Consider the following 22,526-nt stretch of genomic DNA (forward strand, 5'->3'; position numbering starts at 1 on the left):
CGGTTCAAATATTCAGAGGATCCAGCTATGAGTAGCGGACGTATCGTTCAAATCATCGGCGCCGTTATCGACGTGGAATTCCCACGCGACAGCGTACCGAGCATCTACAACGCGCTGAAAGTACAAGGCGCGGACACTACCCTGGAAGTTCAGCAGCAGCTGGGCGACGGCGTGGTTCGTACCATTGCGATGGGTTCCACCGAAGGCTTGAAGCGCGGTCTGGACGTTATCGACTCCGGCGCTGCCATCTCCGTACCGGTCGGTAAAGCGACCCTGGGCCGGATCATGGACGTACTGGGCAACCCGATCGACGAAGCTGGCCCGATCGACACCGAAGAGCGTTGGGGTATCCACCGCGCTGCACCGTCGTTCGCAGAGCAGGCAGGCGGCAACGACCTGCTGGAAACCGGCATCAAGGTTATCGACCTGGTTTGCCCGTTCGCCAAAGGCGGTAAAGTCGGTCTGTTCGGTGGTGCCGGTGTAGGCAAGACCGTAAACATGATGGAACTGATCCGTAACATCGCCATCGAGCACAGCGGTTATTCCGTGTTCGCCGGTGTGGGTGAGCGTACTCGTGAGGGTAACGACTTCTACCACGAGATGAAGGACTCCAACGTTCTGGACAAAGTGGCGCTGGTTTACGGTCAGATGAACGAGCCGCCGGGAAACCGTCTGCGCGTGGCACTGACCGGCCTGACCATGGCCGAGAAGTTCCGTGACGAAGGTAACGACGTTCTGCTGTTCGTCGACAACATCTACCGTTACACCCTCGCCGGTACTGAAGTATCCGCACTGCTGGGCCGTATGCCTTCGGCAGTAGGTTACCAGCCGACCCTGGCTGAAGAGATGGGCGTTCTGCAGGAACGTATCACTTCGACCAAGGAAGGTTCGATCACTTCGATCCAAGCGGTATACGTACCTGCGGATGACTTGACCGACCCGTCGCCAGCGACCACCTTCGCCCACTTGGACGCCACCGTCGTACTGTCTCGTGACATCGCTTCCCTGGGTATCTACCCAGCGGTCGATCCACTGGACTCGACTTCGCGCCAGCTGGACCCGAACGTGATCGGCCAGGAGCACTACGACACCGCTCGCGGCGTTCAGTACGTGCTGCAGCGTTACAAAGAACTGAAGGACATCATTGCGATCCTGGGTATGGACGAGCTGTCGGAAGCCGACAAGCAGTTGGTAAACCGTGCTCGTAAGATCCAGCGCTTCTTGTCGCAGCCGTTCTTCGTGGCTGAAGTCTTCACCGGTGCTTCGGGTAAATACGTTTCCCTGAAAGACACCATTGCTGGCTTCAAAGGCATCCTCAACGGTGACTACGACCACCTGCCAGAACAAGCGTTCTACATGGTCGGCGGCATCGAAGAAGCGATCGAGAAAGCCAAGAAACTGTAATCCAGGCGCCCGGAAACGGGCGCTCATCAGGTTGAGGCAATCAGATGGCTATGACAGTCCATTGCGATATCGTCAGTGCGGAAGGGGAAATCTTCTCCGGTCTGGTAGAAATGGTGATTGCACACGGCGAACTCGGTGACCTGGGTATTGCCATGGGTCACGCGCCATTGATCACCAGCTTGAAGCCAGGTCCGATCACTCTGACCAAGCAAGGCGGGGAAAAGGAGGTGTTTTACATCTCCGGTGGTTTCCTTGAGGTTCAGCCGAACATGGTCAAGGTACTTGCCGACACCGTGCAACGTGCTGGCGACCTGGATGAAGCCTCCGCTCAGGAAGCCGTCAAGGCTGCCGAGAAGGCCCTGAACGAAAAAGGCGCAGACTTCGACTACAGCGCTGCTGCAGTCCGTCTGGCCGAGGCCGCAGCTCAGCTGCGTACTCTCCAGCAGATCCGCAAAAAGTAAGCGGCCACGCCGTCATGCTTCATGCGCGATTGATTAAAAAGGGTAGCCTCGGCTACCCTTTTTCTTTTTTGCAAAACACTTCTTTGGTCTGAACCCGGACCGCCCAGGATTGGTAGCCATTCATGTCTCTTGAAATCGTCATTCTCGCCGCAGGCCAGGGCACCCGTATGCGTTCGGCCCTGCCTAAGGTGCTGCACCCGGTCGCGGGTAATTCCATGCTTGGGCATGTTATCCACAGCGCTCGTCAGTTGGACCCGCAACGTATCCACGTGGTGATCGGCCACGGTGCTGATGTGGTGCGCGAGCGCCTGGCGGCGGATGACCTGAATTTCGTCTTGCAGGACAAACAACTGGGCACCGGCCACGCCACCGCGCAGGCTGTGCCGTTCATCACCGCCGACACGGTGCTGATCCTCTACGGCGACGTGCCGCTGATCGAAGTGCAAACCCTGCAACGCCTGCTAAAACATGTGGTACCCGGCCAGATGGGCCTGCTCACCGTTGAGCTGGATGACCCTACCGGCTACGGGCGTATCGTGCGCAACGCCGATGGCAAGGTTGCCGCCATCGTTGAACACAAGGACGCCAGCGAAGCCCAGCGTGCGATCACCGAAGGCAATACCGGTATCCTCGCCGTTCCGGCCAACAAGCTCGCCGACTGGATGAGCCGCCTGTCCAACAACAACGCCCAGGGCGAGTACTACCTCACCGACGTCATCGAGATGGCCGTGAATGATGGCCTGGTAGTCGCCACCGAACAGCCACACGACCCGATGGAAGTGCAGGGCGCCAACGACCGCAAGCAACTCGCCGAGCTGGAGCGTCACTACCAACTGCGCGAAGGCCGTCGCCTGATGGCCCAGGGCGTAACCCTGCGCGACCCTGCGCGTTTTGATGTGCGCGGTGAGGTCACCGTGGGCCGTGACGTGCTGATCGATATCAACGTGATCCTCGAAGGCCGCGTGATCATTGAAGACGACGTGGTGATTGGCCCGAACTGCGTGATCAAGGACAGCACCCTGCGCAAAGGCGTGGTGGTAAAAGCCAACAGCCATATCGACGGTGCCGTGATGGGCGAGGGCAGCGATGCCGGGCCGTTTGCGCGGTTGCGTCCTGGCACTGTGATGGATGCCAAGGCCCATGTGGGTAACTTCGTTGAATTGAAGAATGCCCATTTGGGAGAAGGCGCCAAGGCCGGTCACCTGACTTACCTGGGTGACGCGGTAATCGGTGCGCGCACCAATATCGGCGCTGGCACCATCACTTGCAATTATGATGGCGCCAACAAGCACCAGACCGTATTGGGCGAAGACGTGTTTATCGGCTCCAACAACTCGCTGGTCGCCCCGGTCAGGCTGGGTGATGGCGCCACGACCGCCGCCGGCTCCACCATCAATCAGGATGTGGATAACTTGCAGCTGGCCGTCGCCCGAGCCCGCCAGCGCAACATCGACGGCTGGAAACGCCCGGTCAAAATCAAAAAGACCTGAGTTATTCACAATATATAAGCAGCATAGCCTCAAAGTGGGAGGGGGCTTGCCCCCGATGGCGGTGGGTCAGTGGCAGATGAGCTGACTGACCCAGCGCTACCGGGGGCAAGCCCCCTCTCACATGTTCATATGTGTCGTTTAAAAAATCTGTTCCCGACGCTTGACGATACCCTCCCAATAGGTTTTGATTGCCTTCGTTATCTTTCGAAACGAAACTTATCACTACCATGTCGAAACGTAATACACCTCAACGACGCCACAACATCCTCGCCCTGCTCAACGAACAGGGCGAAGTCAGTGTGGATGAATTGGCCAAGCGTTTCGAAACTTCCGAAGTCACCATCCGCAAGGACCTGGCTGCCTTGGAAAGCAACGGTTTATTGCTGCGGCGCTACGGTGGCGCAATCACCATGCCTCAGGAATTGGTCGGCGATCCTGCCCAACCCGTTTCTGCGTACAAGCGCGCCATTGCTCGTGCTGCAGTCAAGCGCCTGCGCGAACACGCCCGCATCATCATCGACAGCGGCAGCACCACCGCCGCCATGATCCCCGAGCTGGGCCACCAGCCTGGTCTGGTGGTGATGACCAACTCCCTGCATGTGGCCAGCGCTCTGAGCGAATTGGAACACGAGCCGGTGCTGTTGATGACCGGCGGCACCTGGGACCCGCATTCGGACTCGTTCCAAGGCCAGGTCGCTGAGCAAGTGCTGCGGTCCTACGATTTTGATCAACTGTTCATCGGTGCCGATGGCATCGATCTGGAGCGTGGCACCACCACTTTCAACGAATTGCTGGGCCTGAGCCGCGTGATGGCCGAAGTCGCCCGTGAAGTGGTGGTGATGGTCGAATCCGACAAGATCGGCCGCAAGATTCCCAACCTGGAACTGCCTTGGGGCAGCGTCCATACCCTGATCACCGATGATCGCCTGCCGCTTGAGGCCCGCGACCAGATCCAAGCCCGCGGCATCACGTTGATATGCGCGGCAATCATCTAGGAGAAACACCATGTGTGGCATTGTTGGCGCAGTCGCTGAACGTAACATTACGCCCATCCTGATCGAAGGCCTCAAGCGCCTGGAATACCGTGGCTATGACAGCGCCGGTGTGGCGGTTTTCACCAACGGCGGCAAGCTTGAGCGCATGCGTCGCCCGGGCAAAGTCAGCGAACTGGACCAGGCCCTGGCCGGCGAGCCGCTGGTCGGTCGCCTGGGCATTGCCCACACCCGCTGGGCCACCCACGGTGCACCGTGCGAGCGCAATGCCCATCCTCATTTCTCCGGTGACTTGGCGGTGGTGCACAACGGCATCATTGAAAACCACGAAGTGCTGCGCGAACAGCTCAAGGCCCTGGGCTACGTGTTCACCTCGGACACCGACACCGAAGTCATCGCCCACCTGCTCAACCATAAGCTCAAGGACCACAACGACCTCACCAACGCCCTCAAGGCTACGGTCAAGGAACTGCACGGTGCCTACGGCCTGGCAGTGATCAGCGCCAGCCAGCCCGACCGCGTCGTGGCCGCCCGCAGTGGCAGCCCGCTGGTGATCGGCCTGGGCCTGGGTGAGAACTTCCTGGCCTCCGACCAACTGGCCCTGCGCCAGGTGACTGACCGCTTCATGTACCTGGAAGAAGGCGATATTGCCGACATCCGTCGCGAAAGCGTGGCGATCTGGGACATTAACGGCAATTCCGTCGAGCGCGAAGCCGTGCAATACCGCGACGGCGCCGAAGCCGCCGACAAGGGCGAGTTCCGGCACTTCATGCTCAAGGAAATCCATGAGCAACCGTCCGTGGTGCAACGCACGCTGGAAGGTCGCTTGAGCCAGAACCAAGTACTGGTCAACGCCTTCGGCCCACAGGCCGCCGAGCTGTTCGCCAAGGTCCGCAATGTGCAGATCGTCGCCTGCGGCACCAGCTATCACGCCGGCATGGTCGCGCGTTATTGGTTGGAAGAATTGGCTGGCATCCCGTGCCAGGTCGAAGTGGCCAGCGAGTTCCGCTACCGCAAGGTGGTGGTACAGCCCGATACGCTGTTCGTAACCATCTCCCAGTCCGGTGAAACCGCCGACACCCTGGCCGCCCTGCGCAACGCCAAGGAGCTGGGTTTCCTGGCCAGCCTGGCGATCTGCAACGTCAGCATCAGCTCCCTGGTGCGTGAGTCCGACCTGACCTTGCTCACCCAGGCCGGTCGCGAAATCGGCGTGGCCTCCACCAAGGCATTCACCACCCAGTTGGTCGGCCTGTTGCTGCTGACCCTGTCCCTGGGCCAAGTGCGTGGCACTCTCGCCGCTGGCGTGGAAGCCACCCTGGTCGAAGAACTGCGTCGCCTGCCGACCCGCCTGGGCGAAGCCCTGGCCATGGACAGCACCGTGGAAAAAGTCGCCGAACTGTTCGCCGACAAGAACCACACCCTGTTCCTCGGCCGTGGCGCGCAATACCCCGTGGCGATGGAAGGCTCGCTCAAACTCAAGGAAATCTCGTACATCCACGCCGAAGCCTACCCGGCGGGCGAACTCAAACACGGCCCGCTGGCCCTGGTGGATGACGACATGCCAGTGGTCACCGTGGCGCCGAACAATGAACTGTTGGAAAAGCTCAAGTCCAACCTGCAGGAAGTGCGTGCCCGAGGCGGCCAGCTGATCGTGTTCGCCGACGAAAAGGCCGGCATGACCAATGGCGAAGGCACCCACGTCATCAACATGCCGCACATCCACGACACCTTGTCGCCGATCCTCTACACCATCCCGCTGCAACTGCTGTCGTACTACGTGGCCGTGCTCAAGGGCACAGACGTTGACCAGCCGCGTAACTTGGCGAAGTCGGTGACGGTGGAGTAATCCGCCGCTTCCCGGGGACCCGCCCGTTCGGGTCTCCACTGCCAACCCTCCCTAAGGCACAAACTCCACCCGCAACCCCCGACTCGCACTGCGCCCCTGATCGTCGCTGACCCGCAACCGGTACTCCCCCGACTTCCCCGGTCGCCAATTCAGCGTGGCCTGTGGCGAGCCCTGGCCGATCAAGGTTTGGTCAGCAAACCAGTACAGGGTCACCGCATCGCTGGCCGCGTTCGCGTTCAGCGGGATGCTTTCCTGGGGTTGGGACAGGCGCAGTTGGTAGCTTACTTGGGTCAGCGGCGAACGAATCTGCGGCGCTTCGCTCTGGTCGCTGATGCGGTTGGGCTGGCAGTTTTTCATCACATTGGGCGGTGTACGGCGCGGCAGGCCGGCGGCGCGGTACAGGCGTTGTACGTCGCTGGGCCAGAACTCGAAGACTTCCTCGCGGGTGTATTGCGGATCGAACGGTGGGCAGGCCGCTTTGCCGGTGCGGGTGTCGATCAGCACCGGGCGGTGCAGGTTGGACACGCGAATCGGTGAGACGCCAGGGATGTACCAGGTCTTGCGGGTTTGCGGGCACCAGCGGTTGGGCAGGTCGCCGGAGGCGGCGCAGACGTCGATGCGCACCAGTCCGGCAGGTGGCTTGTCGGCCTTGATGACGACGTTCGGCAAAGCCAATGGCAGGGCGTCGGCGATACGGAAGAACAGCGGCGCGGCGGTCTTGGCACCGATAAATGCAGGGTTGGGGCGCCCGTCGAAGTTACCCACCCACACCACCAGCACATACGGGCCCACCAGGCCGGCGCTCCATGCATCATGAAAGCCCCAGGACGTGCCGGTTTTCCACGCGGTGCGCCAATGGTGCGCGGGCAGGCCATCCTGACGCGGGTTGCGGCGCAGCATGTCGCGCACCATGAAAGCGGCCTGAGGGGTGAGCAATTGCACGCCTGTGGATGGCGGTTGTTCCTGCACATAGCGCAACGGTCGCAGATGCCCGTCGCCCGCCAGCATTACGTATAGCCGCGCCAGCTCCTCCGGGGTCATCTCACCGCCGCCAAGGGCCAGGGCCAGGCCATAGTGGCTCTCATCGCGCAGGCCCTTGATGCCGGCGCGTTGTAACAAACCATACAACGACGGCGACTTGACCTGGCTGGCCAGCCACACCGCCGGGATATTGCGACTACGGATCAAAGCGTCCCGCGCCGTCAGCGGGCCGACAAAACTGCCGTCGAAATTTTCCGGCTGGAAGTAGCCGAAGTTACTGGGCAAATCCTTGAGGATACTCATGGGATGGATAATCCCCTGGTCCAGCGCCAGCCCGTACAGAAAGGGCTTGAGCGTCGACCCCGGCGAGCGTCGGGACAACACGCCATTGACCTGGCCGTGGATGCCTGTGGATAAGTAATCCGCCGAGCCCACCAACGCCTTGACGCTCTGGTCGCGGCTGTCGATCAGGATGGCCGTTGCGTTTTCCACACCCGTGCTGCGGCGCTCGGCGATAAAACCGCTGATCAAACGTTCAAGCAATTGCTGAAGCGGCAGGTTGAGAGTGCTGTTGATTTGCGTGCCGATCTGGGAGGCCAGCAGCTGTTCGCTCAGGTGCGGCGCCAGAAACGGGATCTGCTGGCGGTTGCGTGCTTCAAGGGGCAGGTCGAGCAGACTGTCATTGCGCGGGTCTTGTGGATAAGTGTTGCGCCAGTCGGCCATCAAGCGCAGCCGGGCGTTCTGCAGCGACGGCCCGAAACGCGCCCGTCGCCCGGGTTGCTGGGGGATGACCGCCAGGGCCAGTGCTTCTGAGAGTGACAGCGTTGCCGCAGCCTTGCCGAAGTAGATGCGGCTCGCCGCTTCGGCGCCTTCGATATTGCCGCCCATGGGCGCCAGGTTGAGGTAAGCCTCAAGAATCTCGTGCTTGCTGTAGCGCGCCTCCAGCCACAGCGCCAAGGCTATTTGCTGCACTTTGCCCGGCACCTGGCGGGTGTTCAGATCCCACAGGCGCCGCGCCAGTTGCATGCTCAAGGTCGATCCGCCCTGACGCTGGCCGCCGCTGTAGGTGGCCATGGCCGCACGCAGCAATGCCGCCGGATTGACCCCCGGATGCCAGTAGAAATTGCGGTCTTCCTTGAGCAACAAGGCGTCGATCAGTGACGGCGACATGCGCTCCAGCGGCAGCCACAGGCGATATTGGCCGTCATCCGCCAGGGTCATGCGCAGCAACGAGCCGTCATCGGCCAGCACCACCCGTGATGAGGTGACGGCCTGTTCCAACGAAGCATGGGGCCACAGCCGCAGCCCCGCCAGGAGCGCCGCCGCTGCCAGCAGCGGCGCCAGGCGTTTAAGGCTGGGTGATTTCAAGCTGGCCTACTTTGCCGCGCCCTTGCAGGGTGGTTTCGTACATGCCTTCGGCGTAGGCCGGTGGTGTGTTGAAGGTGCCCGCGTTGGTGGCGCGCACGCGATACACGAAGGTGCCTGCGTCACGCAGCGCAGTGCCGTACAGCACCACCCGATCATCACGCACATCCACGTAATCCGGCTGCCAGTTGCTCAGCTCGGTTTCACCGATGGGCGCCTGCCAGGTGTCGGCCTCTTGGCTGTCTTCACTGGACTCCACGTACTCGGCGTCGTCGCCTTCGCTTTCACTGTCCTCGGTGCTCGCCGCTTCCGGCTCCGGCGCCACGTTATACACAGGCTCGACACCGCCGGGCAGCAGGTCGACCACCGCCACCTGCTGCACCTGGTCGCGGTCGGTGGCGCGCAGACGCAGGCGCACCAGGAACTCTTCGCCCACCGCCACTGTGCTCAGCGGCTCGCCTTTGAGGTCGAGGTACTCGTGGATGATTTCCAGGCCATTGTTGATTGGCTTGAGCTTGGCACCCTTGTCGAAACCGGCTTCGCTGAGCATATAGAACGCCGCCGGGCCGTCGGACTTCTCCATCACCAGCTTCTTAGTGGCGGCCGGTACGGCAGCACGCGGCGGCTGGCCGGCCATGTCCAGCAGTTGTTGCTGCTTGTCGCTCAGCCACGCGGTGGCCTTGAGAGTCATGTCGCTTTGGGCGCGCTGGCCGTAGTTGTCCAGGGCGCGCAGCAGCAGGGCCGCCGACAGCGAGTTATAGCGCTGCTCATTGAGCCGCTTGCCGAGCTTATCCAGCAGTGCCGTGGGCACATCGTCCATCAGTTCAGGGAAGTGGCGCGCCAGCAGGTGCAAGTGTTCGGCATCGTGCACCAGCGGGTCGTAGTACAGGCCGTCGCTGTCCCACTTATCCACAAGGGTGCGCCATGGGATCTTGCGGAACAAGGCATCGGCCTGCCGATCCTGTTTGAGCAACTTGTAGCTGGCGGCCAGGTAAGCTGCGCCCAGGTCGTTCTGCCAGGTGTCCTTGAAGTAGCTTTCGTAACGTTCGCGGATATCGCTCAAGGCGCCGCTGACCAGAATCCCCTGACGGCTCAACAGGTAACTGGCGTAGGCGCGATTGCGCAATTCCGACAGGCCTTCGCTAGGACCGTTGGCCAGGTCTGTCAGATAAGCATTCGAGCGTACCAACAGGTCTTCCGGTACCGGCAGCCCGTGCTCTTTGGCTTCGATCAGGAAATCGGTGGCGTATAGGCTGGCGTACGGCGCCACGTCGGGGTTGGCAGCCCACAAGCCGAAGCCACCGGCCTGGTTCTGGCGCTGGCGCAGCATGCGTACCGCACTGCCGAAGGCTTGCTCGGCCTCCGGTGCCGTGCCCCCCCAAATCAACGCCGGCATGGCCTTGGACACCAATTGTTCGGTGCAGGCATAGCCGTAGTCATCCAAGTAATGCTTGAGGCCGTTGGCCCATACCAGCGGCGAAGCAGCCACGCCCAGCTGTACGTCGCGCAGTTGGCCGAATAGCTCACGGGTGGGTTTGAGTTCTTTGCTGGCGCTGTCGAAGCGTCCCAGGCTCAGGGCCACGCGATGCTCGCTCAGAGGACGGATCGACGTGGTCTCGGCCACTTGAATACGTTTGCCGTCCGGCAGCACCGCGACAAAGCGCAGGTCTGCCGAACCCAGGGTTTCGCCCACTTTGATCCTGAACTGCGCAGTGCCTTCTTTGCGCGGTTGCAGGGCCAGCGTGCTGGCCTTGTCGCCCTGTACCACCAGACCGGTGCTGGTCTGCAGTTCAAACTTCACGTCCGCCGCCGCCTCCAGGTTACTGAAGACCCCGGCACTCACGTTGAACACATCGCCCAGTGCCACAAAGGCCGGTACGTTCGGTGTGATGACCAGCGGCCCGCGCACGTCGGTGTTGGTCTCGCTCACGCCGACGCTGTCGCTGTCCACCGACACCGCAAACAGGTGCAGTTTGCCGTTGAAGCTGTCCGGCACTTGATAGTGCAGCACGGTTTCGCCGGCAGGCAGGTCCACCAGACCCGACCACCAGGCCACCGGTGGCTGATGTTTGCGCTTGAACGGGTTGAGATGGTTCGCCAGGGCGCCTTCGGTATCGCCGCCGGGCGCGGCCCCACTGAGCAGACGGCTGAATTCCGGCAGGATCAGGTCAAGGATCTGACTGGTGCCGACCTCCAACGCGCGCTTCTGGAAGAAGAAACCCAATGGGTCCGGCGTCTGATAACGCGCCACCTGCAGGATGCCTTCGTCCACCGCGTACACCACCGCACGGCCCGGACGGTCGGCGGTGACCTTGATATCCAGGGTCTGCCCCGGCTCGATCTTCGCCGGGCCTTCCACCTTCAGCGCCATGCGTCGTGCATCCAGGTTGATGCTGAACGGCACCACACCGTAGGACAGCGGGCTCATGTACACCTCCGGCGAGCCCATATCGCGTACGAATTGCACGTTAACGTAGGCATTGCCCTCTAGCCCTGCCGGTACGCGGATATGTTGCACGCTGGTGGTGCTGTCGGCCTTGAACCACTGTTGGGTGTAGACCTTGTCGCGTTCGATGGTGATCAGGCCCGCGCCGGTATACGGCGCCCGCAGGCTGATGGCGATCTCGTCACCGGTGGCGTAGCTGGATTTATCCAGGCGCAATTGCAGCTCGGCGTTACGCTCCAGGGAGCGCGAGGTATTGCCGTGCCCGGCCACGCTGTAGTCGATCTGGTTGAGCAGGTTACCGTTGGCATCCTTGACCTGCAGGGTGAAATCTCCCGGCGTCGCGGTGTTCAGTGTCTGCCTGGCGCCGTCCTTGGTCATCGCCAGCGGTGAGGCCGGTTGGCTGATGTTCTTGATGCGCGACTCGTACTTGTAGGTGCCGTTGGACTGTTTCACCAGCACCGAGACATAGCGGTGTTCCACCACTTCACTGGTCAGGCCATCTACCGCCAGCGGCGTGAGGTCCGGTGCCACGGCCAGCCATTGCACCTGGCGTGGCGCATCCTTGGCGACGTACGACAGCGAATCCTGACTTTTCACACCCACCAGGTAGGGCGCGGACGACACAAGCAAAGCACTTTGCGCGGCCACGTTACGGCCGCCCTCGGCTTCATACACCTGGGTCATCACTTGCAGGCGGTAAGTGCTGTTGGCGAAGCGTTGCAGGTTAAGGTCGAGCACGGCCTGGCCGTTATCGTCGAGGGTGCTTTCGGCCAGGTCTTCGGTGCTCGCATCTTGCAGGGCATCGTTGAGGCGGAAGCGATAATCGGGGTAGCGGTCGAAGGCCGCAAGGGTCGGGCTCAGGAATATCTTGCCGGTGACACGACGGTCCGCCGCCGGCGCGCCGAACAGGTGCATGGCGGTGACCTTGGCCACCACTTGGTCAGGCGCGATCCAACCCGCTACCGGGGTGTCGTGCAGGCTCAGGCTGACCTTCATGCGGTCCGGTTCGAAGTCACGCACCTTGAAGCTGACACTGCCCAGGTCGGTGCGCGTCTGTTTCTGGCCGATCAGCTGCAAGGTCGCGGTGTAATCCCCGGCGGGCGCGACGTCGCTGCTGGGGAAATCAAAACTCTCAAAACCGCTGGCGGACAGTTTCAGCGGCTGGCGAATCACTTCCAGGCCGCGTGGGTCGGTGATTTGCAGTTCCACCGGCAGGCCTTGCAGTGCGCCCTTCCAGTTGCCGCTGCGCACGATCATGCCCAAATGCGCGGTTTCGCCGGGCCGGTACAGGCCACGGTCAGTGAACAGGTAGGCGCTGAGACGATCAATCGCGCCGTCTTCCTCCAAACCGCCTACGTCGAAGCGCGACAAATCCAGTTGCTGGGACTGACGGGCAATGGGCAGAAACGACTGGTCATTACCGCGAGTGACCACATACATGAGCGGCGTTTTCTCACGGCGCAGTTCATCGAGCTTGGCGAAATGCGCGTGGCCTTCGGCATCCGAGTGGCCACTGGCGACCGGCAGACCGTTGCGGCCGATGATGTCGACCTGCGCGTCAGCCACCGGTGAACCGTTGCCGATGGACTGCACATAGACATCATGGCTGCCATCGCTGGAACGCTTGGCGATGATGCCCAGGTCGGTCACCACGATAAACCGCAGGTCGCTGGTGCCGCTGCGGTCGTAGTCGAAGGTGCGTTCGGCCTGTTCGTCCTGGGGGCTGAGCTTGAGCACAAAAATACCGCGGCGGCCGCCATTGGCGGTGAGGTAGTGGCTCAGGTCCACATTGTCGTAGACGGTTTTCGCCGGGTCGTTGGACGACAGCGCAATGTCCAGTGACTGACGCTCGACCATACGATCGAAGTATTCGTTACCAAAGTTGGGGCGGGCGAAGCTGCCGCTGCTCTGGTCCACCAGATGCTGCAGCTGATTAGGCAGCAGGCGCGCAATTTCCACATGCGCGCCAGGCACGCCACGGGCCATGAAGCCCAGGCGTTTTTCGCCATTGAGGCTGAGCAATGCGCCATCAGACAAGAACTGCAATGTGCGTGGATACGCCGGCATGCTCACCAGCGACGCCGTAGGATTCTTCGCCAGATAGCCGCCGATGGCTTCCAGGTTGGCGGGTACGCGCACATACAGCGCGCGGCCGGCCGGGGCCTTGAACTTGAAGGCGTGCAGGGTATTCAGCGGTTCGACGCTGGGCACGTGGGTCAGCGTGACCTTGGTGCTGCGGGCCAACAAGGCGTCATCGATCTCGTTAGTGTTATAGGGACGGGTGTCGTCCTCGGCTTTTTCGGGCAACAGCCAGGCCTGCACCTTACCGGCGATGGTGTCATCGGCTACGGCGCTGGAGCTGCTGAACATCAGCACCGGCTCGGGCTCGCCGCGTGCGTTATCCACAAAGCTCACTTCGGCGCCGGTGAACGTCAGGCGATAACGCCCGGGCACGGTCACTTCCGCTACCAGCGGTGCAGTGCTGGCGTTGCCACCGTCGCGGGCCTTGATGCCTTCATCCAACTTGGCGCTGACGGGCGTACTTTCCAGCGGCGTGGCCAGGGCGGCGGAGCGCACGTAGGCGTTGAGTTTATGCTCGTCGAAGGTGATTTCCGGGCGGTTGGGCAACTGCGCATCACGGTACGTCAGGCCTTTGCCGAGAATGACCGACACACGCTTGCGCAGGCTGTCTTCATCCACTGGGTGGGAAAAGTGGAAGGTGGCTACCAGCTGTTTCAGCGTCGGGTTGGACGGGTCTTGATACAACTCGTTTTGTCCCAGGGTGACGCGCAATGGTTGGGTGGAAAATTGCGCGCTGTATTGGTCGAGCAATACACCGTCGGCCAGCAGGTTTTTCTTTGCCAGGTCCAGGGTGTAATGGGCGTCGATGGGCCAGTCTTTTTCCGGTACGAATACCAGGGTGCGGTCATCCGCCCAGCGCCAGCTGCCGGCAACCTCGGGTTTAAGAGTGATGCCCTCGGTCACCGGCTTGCCGATCGCCGACAGAGGCGCCACGGATTCGCCGAAACGCACCTGCAAGTTATCCACAACCGGTGTTTGCTGGGTGTAGTCGGTCAGGTTCGGTTTGTGCAGCGAATAACTCGCGGTGTGCGGCTGCGGCAGGTGGGAATACCAGTGCCAGCCGTAGAACCCGGCAGCGGCGAGCAGCACAAGGCCGAGCACACCGGCACCGGTCTGGCGTGGGTACGCGCGCGCTTTGCCCCCCAGGTTCGTCACGCCACGGCCGACAGCATGCAGCCACAGCGGCGGCTGCCAGCGACCGAAAACGGCGCCCACCACGGTCAGAAACACACCGACAACACGACGGCTGATGGCTTTGAGCGAATCGAACATGATGGGCATCCCTGGCTAAGTGCGGCGTATCTTACACGCGTCTTTGATACAAAAGATGTCGCCGATACGCCGCACGCGAGGATGTTTACGGGGTTAGTGAACGCTTATGCATTCCAGCGAGCGGTCGACCTGATCGTCCCCACGCTCTGAGTGGGAGTGCCGTCTGGGACGCTCCGCGTGCCGCCAAGCGCTGCAAGTTCTGACTATTGCGCACAGGTGACGCAGAGCGTCACGGGCTGCATTCCCACGCAGAGCGTGGGAACGATCTTTGAAGGGGCCGCTTCGCAGCCCAGGGCAGGCCTGCTCACCACAGCGAGCCCCCTCCCACAATTTGATCTTCGTTCGGCTTGCGGGGGTCAGGTCCACCAGTAGCGTACGAGGTGGAAGAAAATGGGGGCCGCGAAACACACCGAATCCAGCCGATCCAGCATGCCGCCGTGCCCTTCGATCATATGTCCCCAGTCCTTCACCCCCCGGTCACGCTTGATCGCCGACATGACGATGCCGCCAGCGAAGCCGAGCAGGTTGATCAGCAGCGCAATCAAAAACGACTGCCACGGATTGAACGGCGTGGTCCACCACAACGCCGCGCCGATCAGGGATGACAGCAGAATCCCGCCGACGAAGCCTTCCACGGTTTTGGACGGCGACAGGTTCGGCGCGATCTTATGTTTGCCGAACAGCTTGCCGCACACGTATTGCAGCACGTCCGACAACTGCACCACGATCACCAGGTAGGCGATCAGCAGCAGGTTGCGGCCTTCGTAGCCGGGAATGTCCAGTGTCAGCAGCGCGGGTACGAACGACACGCAGAACACCGCGATCATCAGGCCCCACTGCACCTTCGACGCGCGCTCCAGAAAGTGCGTGCTGTCGCCGCCTAACGACGCGAGGATCGGCAGCAGCAGGAACACGTACACCGGGATAAAAATCGAGAACAACCCGTACCAGTCCGAGTAAATCAGCAGGTATTGCAGCGGCAGGGCCAGGTAGAACGCGGCCACCAGGGCCGGGTAGTCGCTGCGTCGGGTGGGGGTGAGGGTGAGGAATTCGCGCAAGGCGTAGAACGACACCGCATAGAACAGCAGGATTACCGCGCCGGTGCCGAGCCAGAAGGCGATACCGATCACCACCACCATGACCCACCAGGCGTTGATGCGCGCGTTGAGGTTGTCGATCACCGCGTTTGGCGTGCCACGGGTGCGCAGTTTGAGAATCAGGCCGATCAGCGAGGCCAGGACCAGGATCGCGCCGATCCCGCCGAACAACATCAGGGTTTGGCTATCCATCTCAGCAGTGCTCCGGGGCAAGGGCGAGCAGGGCATCGCGGGTGCGGGCGAGGAACAGCGCCTTGTCTTCGCCGTCTTGCAGTTGCAGGGGGGCACCGAAGCTGGTGGTGCACAGCAGGGGCAGCGGCAGGACGCGGCCCTTGGGCATGACCCGATTGAGGTTGGCGATCCACACCGGGATCAGCTCGGCCTGTGGGTAACTTTTCGCCAGGTGATACAAACCGCTTTTGAACGGTAGCAAGCCGTCCTCCAGATTGCGCGTGCCTTCCGGGAAGATGATCAGCGAGTCGCCACCTTCCAGCGCCGCCAGCATCGGTTGCAGAGGGTTATCCACAGGCTCTTTGCGCTCACGATCAATCAGCACACCGTTGAACACGCGGTTGATGATGTAGCGGCGCAGGGCGCTTTTATTCCAGTAATCGCTGCCGGCCACCGGGCGCGTGAACTTGCGCAGGTTCTGCGGCAGCGAGGCCCACAGGAGCACGAAGTCGCCGTGGCTGCTGTGGTTGGCGAAATAGATGCGCTGCACCGGCACCGGCGCGCAACCCAGCCACAGGCTGCGAGCGCCCGTGACAGTGCGGGCCATGGAGGTAATCAGCGTGGCGACCACAGGTTCGAACATGGGGGTTCCTTATCCGGCGAAAGGCAGCCAAGGGCTGGTGAGGATCACGGCCAGGGTCAGCAGGGTTTGAGCGCCCAGCAGCCAGGCTTGTTTGCGCAGCAGTTTGAGGGCGCCGCGACGCCGTTCGGTCCAGGGCCGGCCGGCACGCTTGGGCGATTGCAGGCCCAGAGTCTGCAGAGCCTGGTCGAGGTCGACGGTACGCTCGGTGTCGCGGGCCAGGAGGTCGAACAGGTCGGCGTCGAAGGCCACCCGCAGCGCCCAGTACTTCTGCAGCAGCCCGAGCAGAATCATCCACAGGCTGAGCAGCAGGCAGATGGGCGAAACGCTGACCATCAACAGCTGTGCCAGGCCGAATAACACCCCGACCAGCGTCAGGCCTGTGGATAACTGATCCAAGGAGCGGCCGCGGCGCAGCAGGCTGGCGACGACCTGAAGTTCCATATCAGCGGGCATGGGCCAAACCCTCAAGGGCTGAACGATGAGCGGGGTGCAGGACCACCTCGGTCCGCGCTGTACCAATCATAGCCAGTGCTTTATCTACCGTGGCGGCGCGGCCGCTGTGCAGCAGCCAGGCCGCAACAGCGGTGGCACTGCGCGAATAACCCAGGGCACAGCACACCAGCAGCGGACCTTCGATGCGCAGGCGCTCAATGGCCTGGGCCGCCTGCAGGCATTCGGCGGGGGTGGGCGCAGTCAGGTCCAGGACGGCGATGCATTGATAAGCCCGGCCCTGTGGATAAATCGGTAACTCAGCGCAGAGGTCGACGATGGCCTTGAAAGACGTTTGCTCGCTCGTCGTGGGTATTCGCCCGAGCCAGACGTTATCCACAATCAGATCCGGCTGTGGATGCTTGCGTGTCCATAGCCGTGAATTTATCCACGCCGCCGCCAGATAAGGCGCATACAGCCAGCGCGCGGCTGGCGTCAGTCGGCCATCGCTGCGCTTCTGAAACCCCACAGCGCCCAGCACGGCGTAATTGGCACTGACCAACCCCAGCGACACGGCTGGCCACAGCAGCCATAACCAGCCGCCACCCAGCTTCAAGGCCGCTGTCGCCAGGGCCAAGGCTCCCAGGCCGTAGCGCAACCCCAGCCGCCAACGTTTCGGGTCGCGAGCCAAACGTGCATTCAACAGCGGGCTGGGATGTTCCACCGGCCACAGCCATACACACAGCCAGCCGGCGAGGGCGCCTGTGGGTAAGTCAATAAAGTGATGTTGATAAGTGGTCAGTACCGAAATACCGATCAAGGCGAACCAGCCATGTACCACCCAGCGCCACGCCCCTTGGGTGTGGCGCTGGTACATCACCCACAGGATCACCAGTAGGGCGATATGCAGCGAAGGCGCTTGGTTGAACGGCTTGTCGAAGCCAGCCAGCACGGCAAACAGCCAGCCGAATACGCCGTCCAGTTCCGGCCGCTCGAACGTGAAGCGCAGCGGCCAGATCAAAAAGCAGCTCACGGCGATGATCTGGGCGGACAGCAGGCGCAGGGCATGTTGTTTGAGTTCATGGCGGCTGTTGGGCAGCAGCAGGGAGAAGCCATACAGCAGGTCAATGGACCAGTAGGGCACGATGGTCCAGGCCCAGAACGGCATATGGCTTTCCCAGTCGAATACCAGCGTACCCACATCGCTGCGCTGGCTGGTGACCCAGGTGGCAAAGCCGTAGGTGCTGAAAAACAGCGGCGCCAGCAGCAGCAGCCACAGGACCGCAGGCTTTAACAGGCCGGGTTCGCGCATGGTCAGATCTTCTGTGCCAGGGACACGGTGAAAATGCCCCATTCATCCACGCGCTGGGTGATCTTGCGGAACCCGGCGGCTTCCACCAACTGGTCCATTTCCGCCTGGCTGCGACGGCGCATCACCCACGCCTGACCCTGGCGATGGCTGGTCAGCGCACGAGCAATCAGCTCCAGCTGCGGGTGCCATGGCTGGCCGGTGTAGACCAGATAACCGCCAGGCTCCACTGCCTCGGCCAGACCGGCCAGCGAGCCACCGACCATACCGTTGTCGGCGAACAATTCGTACAGCCCGGACACCACCGCCAGGGTCGGTTCAGGGGTCAGCGCCGCCAAATCCAGGCGGTCGAACGCGTCGCCTTTCACGAATTGCGCGATATCCCCCAGGCCTTTTTCTCGGATCAATGCGCCACCGTCGCGCACGTTGATGTCGCTGTAGTCGCGCAGCAGGATCGATTCCGGCAGCGGCGATACACCCTGCAAAGCCTCCAGAATGTAACGGCCATGGCCGGCGGCGATGTCAACGATGCGCACCTCGCGCTGTTCATCGCGCAACCGGGCCATGGCCAGGCGCAGCAGTTCTTCGACGTTCAACTTGCGCTGGCGAATGCCGCGCCAGCCGATGGAATTGAGGTAGTTGGCGTCGATCATGCGCCCCAGGGCGCCTTTGCCCGTGGGAGTGTTGCGGTACACATAATCCAGGGTGCTGCCGGAGTCGAAACCGGTATCGAAACCCAGTTTGACGCCTTCGGACAGGTTCTTGCCCAGACCCATGCTCGCACGGGTCATGCGCCAGTACAGGTCGCGTGGGGAATTGTGCGGCAGCGGCGCGGCCAGGGATTCGGACTCGGCGCACGTGGCGCCCAGTTTGTCGGCGTCCAGCAGCGAGGCGCGGTCCAGCGGGTGCTCGAAATTCTGCAGGATAAAGCGCCGGGCGCTGCTTACCGCCACCGCACGGTCGCGTTCGCCGAGGGTGTCATGGAAGAACCCGGGCAGGATGTGCAGTTCTTTTTTCAGGCTGCCCAGGCGGTCGAAAAACTGCTGTTGCGGTTTGCGATGCACCACAAAGTCAGCGCCGGACACCAAGAGCTGGGTCGGCACCTGGATCGCCTGGGCGTCTGCGACCACCCGGTCGGCGGCTTCGTACAGGCCCAGCAGCACATTCACCGAAATCGCCTTGGTGATCAGCGGATCGCTGTCGTAGGACGCCACGCGCTCCGGGTCGTGGCTGAGGAACTTGGCCTTGACGTAGCTGTTGACGAAAAAGTTGCCGCGAAACTTGCGCATCAAGGCCAGGCCAGTTCGTGCGAACGGCACATACAGCTTGACCTTGAACGCCGGGGAAGCGAGCACCAGCGCGCGGATTTTCGGCGCGTAATCGTGTACCCAGGTGGCGGCGATCACCGCGCCGACACTTTGGGCAACCACGGCGAAGTTCTCTTGCTCAATGCCATAGGCGCCGCCGATGTGGTCGCAAAAGGTCTGCACGTCGCGCGCGCTGGTGGCGAAGCTGGGGCTGTCACCGCGGTCGCCGGGCGACTGGCCATGGCCACGGGCGTCCCAGGCGAAGAAGTCGAATTGCGGCAGGTCGAGTTCATCGACCAGGTGCGCGATACGCCCCGAGTGCTCATGCCCGCGATGGAACAACACGATTGCCTTACGCGGCTCGCCGCCCGCTGGGGCGGTGGCCGGCCAGTGCCGGTAGAAAAGCTCGACGCCATCATGGGTACTGAAGGTGTGCTGTTGCTGTTCGCGCATCGCAGAATCCTTTATGCAGAAGGGGAGGTGGTTTGAGCTTCTTTGAGGCCTTGGCGCACGCGGTTGACCAGGGTGTAGGCCAGCAGTGCGGCGACCAGCCACATCAGCGTGTCGACCCAACCGCTGCCCAGCCAGCCGAGCGCCACGCCGGTGGCCAGCACGCCGAGTACGAAGGCCCGGTCGCTTTTGCCCATCGGCCCATCGTAACGGCGCGATGCACCGACCATCGGCCCGAGCACGCCAGCGTATTCGCTGAACACCGCCAGTAACGCCACCAGCAGCACCGCCGCCAGGCTGACGCCGGGGATCAGCGCAAATGGCAGGATCAGGGCGCTGTCGGCGATGACGTCGCACAGCTCATTCAGGTACGCACCCAGGCGCGATTGCTGGCCGAATTCGCGCGCGAGCATGCCGTCGATGGCATTGAGCGCCATGCGCAGGATCATCCACACCGGGATCAGCGCAAACAGCCACAAGTGTTGGGCAAAGCCAGCAATCAACAGGCCGACGAGCAGCGAAATAATGCCGGCCAGCACGGTGATCTGGTTGGCGGTGGTGCCGTTGTCGTAGAGGCGCTGCACGAGGGGACGCAGCAGGTTTTGAAACCGCGGTTTGAGCTGATAGATCGAAATCATGGGGGATGACGCTTCCTTGTCCGTGAGCCCGCTGGAGTGTGCCGATTATTCCGGGCCTGCACCAGCGATAGCGTGTGTTTATGGGGGGTTAATCACGCTCCTGACGGCAATGAAGGTCAAGCGTGGGCAATGTTTGAAGCAGGGGTTACCGAACAAAAATTTCACGCTGTGTGTTATATCGTAACGAATTGTGTACGAGCGGGCGTGTTGGGATGCAAGTGGATCTAGAAGCTGACGGCGCTTCGGTAGAGGGCCTCCCGCGTTTTCAGCAGGGGCTGTTCCATGCCCGGCGGTTGCGTCAGGCCGGTATCAGCCTGACGGTGCTGGCGGTGATCGGCTGGGTGCTGGCGTTGTTTGTCGCGCTGTTTGCGCCGCTGTCGATCTGGCCGGTGGTGCTGATCAATTGCGCCTCGGCGTTGCTGGTGCTGGTGGCGGGGTTGCAATCAGCGTGGTGGGTGGCGGATTGGCGCGCGCAGGCGCTGGAGCCGACCGTTGAGTCGGTCGAACCCGGCGGGGCGGCCAGCGGCTGGTCTGCACGGTTGCTGGAGCGTTTCGGCACTGGGCTGCTGGCCCAGGTCGGTACGCCGGTGTTGTGGCTGTGCGGCTGGTCTCTGCTGGCGCTGATCAGCGTCGCGGAGTTTTGGAACCTGGCGTTACCGGCCGCCCAAGTCGGCCAGTCCGCCAGCATCGGCGCCGCGTTGGCGTTGGCCCTGGCGTTTGGCGTGCTGGTGTTCGAGCGTCGGCTGGCCCAGGAAACCGCCGCACAATGGCCCGAAGCCGCGCAGTTGGCACAGTTGAGCCGGGTGGCGATCAGTTGCCTGGTGGTCAGCGCGGTTTGCCTGTTGTTCGCCGGTGAGGCATCGGTATGGCCGCTGCGTCTGGCGACCCTCGTGGGGTTGTTGCCGGCGCTGGTGGCGCTGGAGTTCTTGTTCAGGGCCGTGCTGTCGCTGTTCAGCCCGCGCCAGCCACGGCGGGAGCCGCGCCTGATGGCGCAGAGCTTTATCGCCGGCCTGCTGCGTTGGCCGCCGCGCCCGTTGCTGGCGTTGCAGCATGAATTGCACAATCGCTTCGGTATCGATCTGCGCCAGATCTGGGCGTTTACCTACATGCGCCGGGCGTTTTTGCCGGTGCTGGTGGTGGTTCTGGCGATCGGCTGGGCGCTGACCGGCGTGCATGAAGTCCCGCTGCAAGGCCGTGGGATTTATGAGCGCTTCGGTAAACCGGTCGAGGTGTTCGGCCCCGGGCTGCACACCGGGTTGCCCTGGCCATTAGGGCGTGTGTTGCCAGTGGAAAACGGCGTGGTGCATGAGCTGGCGACCAGTGCCAGCGACGCCGCGGCTCCGGCGCTGGCGCCCGCCGAAGGCCCGCCGCCGCTGATCGCCAATCGCCTGTGGGACGCCAGCCATGTGAACGACAAATCCCAGGTCATCGCCAGCCGCCGTGGCGGCACTCAGGGCTTCCAAATCGTCAATATGGACGTGCGTTTCGTCTACCGCATCGGCCTCAGCGATCAGGCCGCGCTCGCCGCCACCTACAACAGCGCGGACGTGCCGATGCTGATCCGCAGCACCGCCAGCCGTATCCTCGTGCACGATTTTGCCTCGCGCACCCTCGACGAATTGCTCGGTGAGCAGCGCACCCGCCTGGCGGATGAAATTGGCCGTGCCGTGCAGGCAGATTTGCAGCGCCTGGACAGCGGAGTAGAAATTCTCGCCACGGTGGTGGAAGCCATCCACCCACCGGCCGGCGCCGCCAATGCTTATCACGCCGTGCAAGCCGCACAGATCGGCGCCCAGGCCCTGATCGCCCGCGAACGTGGCGCCGCCAGCGAGCAGACCAACCAGGCCCTGCTGCGCGCCAGCAGCGCTCGCGACCAGGCCCAAGCCAGCGCCCGTGAAGTGAATGCCGGGGCACAGGCTGCCGACCTGCGTTTCACGGCCGAACAGAAGGCTTACGCCACGGCGGGCCGGGCATTTGTGCTGGAGCAGTATTTCAGCCAGCTCAGTCAGGGCCTGGCCCACGCCAAGCTGCTCATTTTGGATCACCGTCTGGGCGCCGATGGCGCGCCGACCATCGATCTGCGTTCTTTCACTTTGCCGGCCGACCCCATGGCGCCGCGTAAAGCCGTGCAATAAGGAGTCTG

General features: G+C 62.4%; 14 protein-coding genes. 6 read left to right on the top strand and 8 right to left on the bottom strand.

Going from position 1 to position 22,526, the window contains the following annotated elements; genetic code table 11:
* The first annotated feature begins 27 nt into the window (after positions 1-27).
* The 5 genes from atpD to glmS all read left to right on the top strand — a co-directional run bounded on the left by atpD (position 28) and on the right by glmS (position 6,193).
* Entirely contained in the window at positions 28-1,404 is a 1,377-nt protein-coding gene (gene atpD / locus OSC50_RS24705) for a F0F1 ATP synthase subunit beta (RefSeq protein ID WP_065953331.1), read from the top strand.
* A 44-nt stretch (positions 1,405-1,448) separates the two neighbouring features.
* Complete coding sequence (locus OSC50_RS24710; protein WP_003177061.1) at positions 1,449-1,865, top strand: F0F1 ATP synthase subunit epsilon; 417 nt, start codon at positions 1,449-1,451, stop codon at positions 1,863-1,865.
* Positions 1,866-1,987: 122 nt separating this feature from the next.
* Positions 1,988-3,355, top strand: a complete 1,368-nt coding sequence (gene glmU, locus OSC50_RS24715) for a bifunctional UDP-N-acetylglucosamine diphosphorylase/glucosamine-1-phosphate N-acetyltransferase GlmU (protein ID WP_181077566.1) — start codon at positions 1,988-1,990, stop codon at positions 3,353-3,355.
* Positions 3,356-3,582: 227 nt separating this feature from the next.
* Positions 3,583-4,350, top strand: coding sequence for a DeoR/GlpR family DNA-binding transcription regulator (locus OSC50_RS24720; RefSeq protein WP_181077567.1), 768 nt, complete (start codon positions 3,583-3,585; stop codon positions 4,348-4,350).
* Positions 4,351-4,360: 10 nt separating this feature from the next.
* Positions 4,361-6,193: a glutamine--fructose-6-phosphate transaminase (isomerizing) gene (gene glmS / locus OSC50_RS24725; RefSeq protein WP_181077569.1), complete on the top strand. Its 1,833-nt coding sequence runs from the start codon at positions 4,361-4,363 to the stop codon at positions 6,191-6,193.
* Between the two features lie 51 nt (positions 6,194-6,244).
* On the opposite strand, the gene pbpC is transcribed toward glmS, so the two are convergent.
* The 8 genes from pbpC to OSC50_RS24765 form a co-directional block, all read right to left on the bottom strand.
* Positions 6,245-8,542, bottom strand: a complete 2,298-nt coding sequence (pbpC, locus tag OSC50_RS24730) for a penicillin-binding protein 1C (RefSeq protein WP_266245184.1) — start codon at positions 8,540-8,542, stop codon at positions 6,245-6,247.
* Complete coding sequence (locus OSC50_RS24735) at positions 8,523-14,339, bottom strand: alpha-2-macroglobulin (protein ID WP_266245183.1); 5,817 nt, start codon at positions 14,337-14,339, stop codon at positions 8,523-8,525. The genes pbpC and OSC50_RS24735 overlap by 20 nt, the downstream gene beginning before the upstream one ends.
* 356 nt (positions 14,340-14,695) lie before the next feature.
* A complete protein-coding gene (locus tag OSC50_RS24740; RefSeq protein WP_017528659.1) occupies positions 14,696-15,628 on the bottom strand; it encodes a phosphatidate cytidylyltransferase in 933 nt (310 codons plus the stop codon).
* A gap of 1 nt (position 15,629) precedes the next feature.
* Positions 15,630-16,250: a lysophospholipid acyltransferase family protein gene (locus OSC50_RS24745; RefSeq protein WP_253509836.1), complete on the bottom strand. Its 621-nt coding sequence runs from the start codon at positions 16,248-16,250 to the stop codon at positions 15,630-15,632.
* Positions 16,251-16,259: 9 nt separating this feature from the next.
* Positions 16,260-16,703, bottom strand: a complete 444-nt coding sequence (locus tag OSC50_RS24750) for a hypothetical protein (RefSeq protein ID WP_253509835.1) — start codon at positions 16,701-16,703, stop codon at positions 16,260-16,262.
* Entirely contained in the window at positions 16,693-17,991 is a 1,299-nt protein-coding gene (locus tag OSC50_RS24755) for a phosphatase PAP2/dual specificity phosphatase family protein (protein ID WP_266245181.1), read from the bottom strand. The genes OSC50_RS24750 and OSC50_RS24755 overlap by 11 nt, the downstream gene beginning before the upstream one ends.
* Before the next feature lie 2 nt (positions 17,992-17,993).
* Positions 17,994-19,748: a bifunctional alpha/beta hydrolase/class I SAM-dependent methyltransferase gene (locus OSC50_RS24760; protein WP_266245180.1), complete on the bottom strand. Its 1,755-nt coding sequence runs from the start codon at positions 19,746-19,748 to the stop codon at positions 17,994-17,996.
* A gap of 11 nt (positions 19,749-19,759) precedes the next feature.
* On the bottom strand, positions 19,760-20,383 hold the full coding sequence (locus OSC50_RS24765; protein ID WP_181077586.1) for a CDP-alcohol phosphatidyltransferase family protein: 624 nt from the start codon (positions 20,381-20,383) through the stop codon (positions 19,760-19,762).
* Between the two features lie 212 nt (positions 20,384-20,595).
* On the opposite strand from OSC50_RS24765, the gene hflK reads away from it, so the two are divergent.
* Positions 20,596-22,518 (top strand): protease modulator HflK, encoded by a 1,923-nt coding sequence (hflK, locus tag OSC50_RS24770; RefSeq protein ID WP_266245178.1) that lies wholly within the window; start codon positions 20,596-20,598, stop codon positions 22,516-22,518.
* Positions 22,519-22,526: the final 8 nt, after the last annotated feature.

The organism is Pseudomonas quebecensis (genome assembly GCF_026410085.1).
GTDB lineage: Bacteria > Pseudomonadota > Gammaproteobacteria > Pseudomonadales > Pseudomonadaceae > Aquipseudomonas > Aquipseudomonas quebecensis.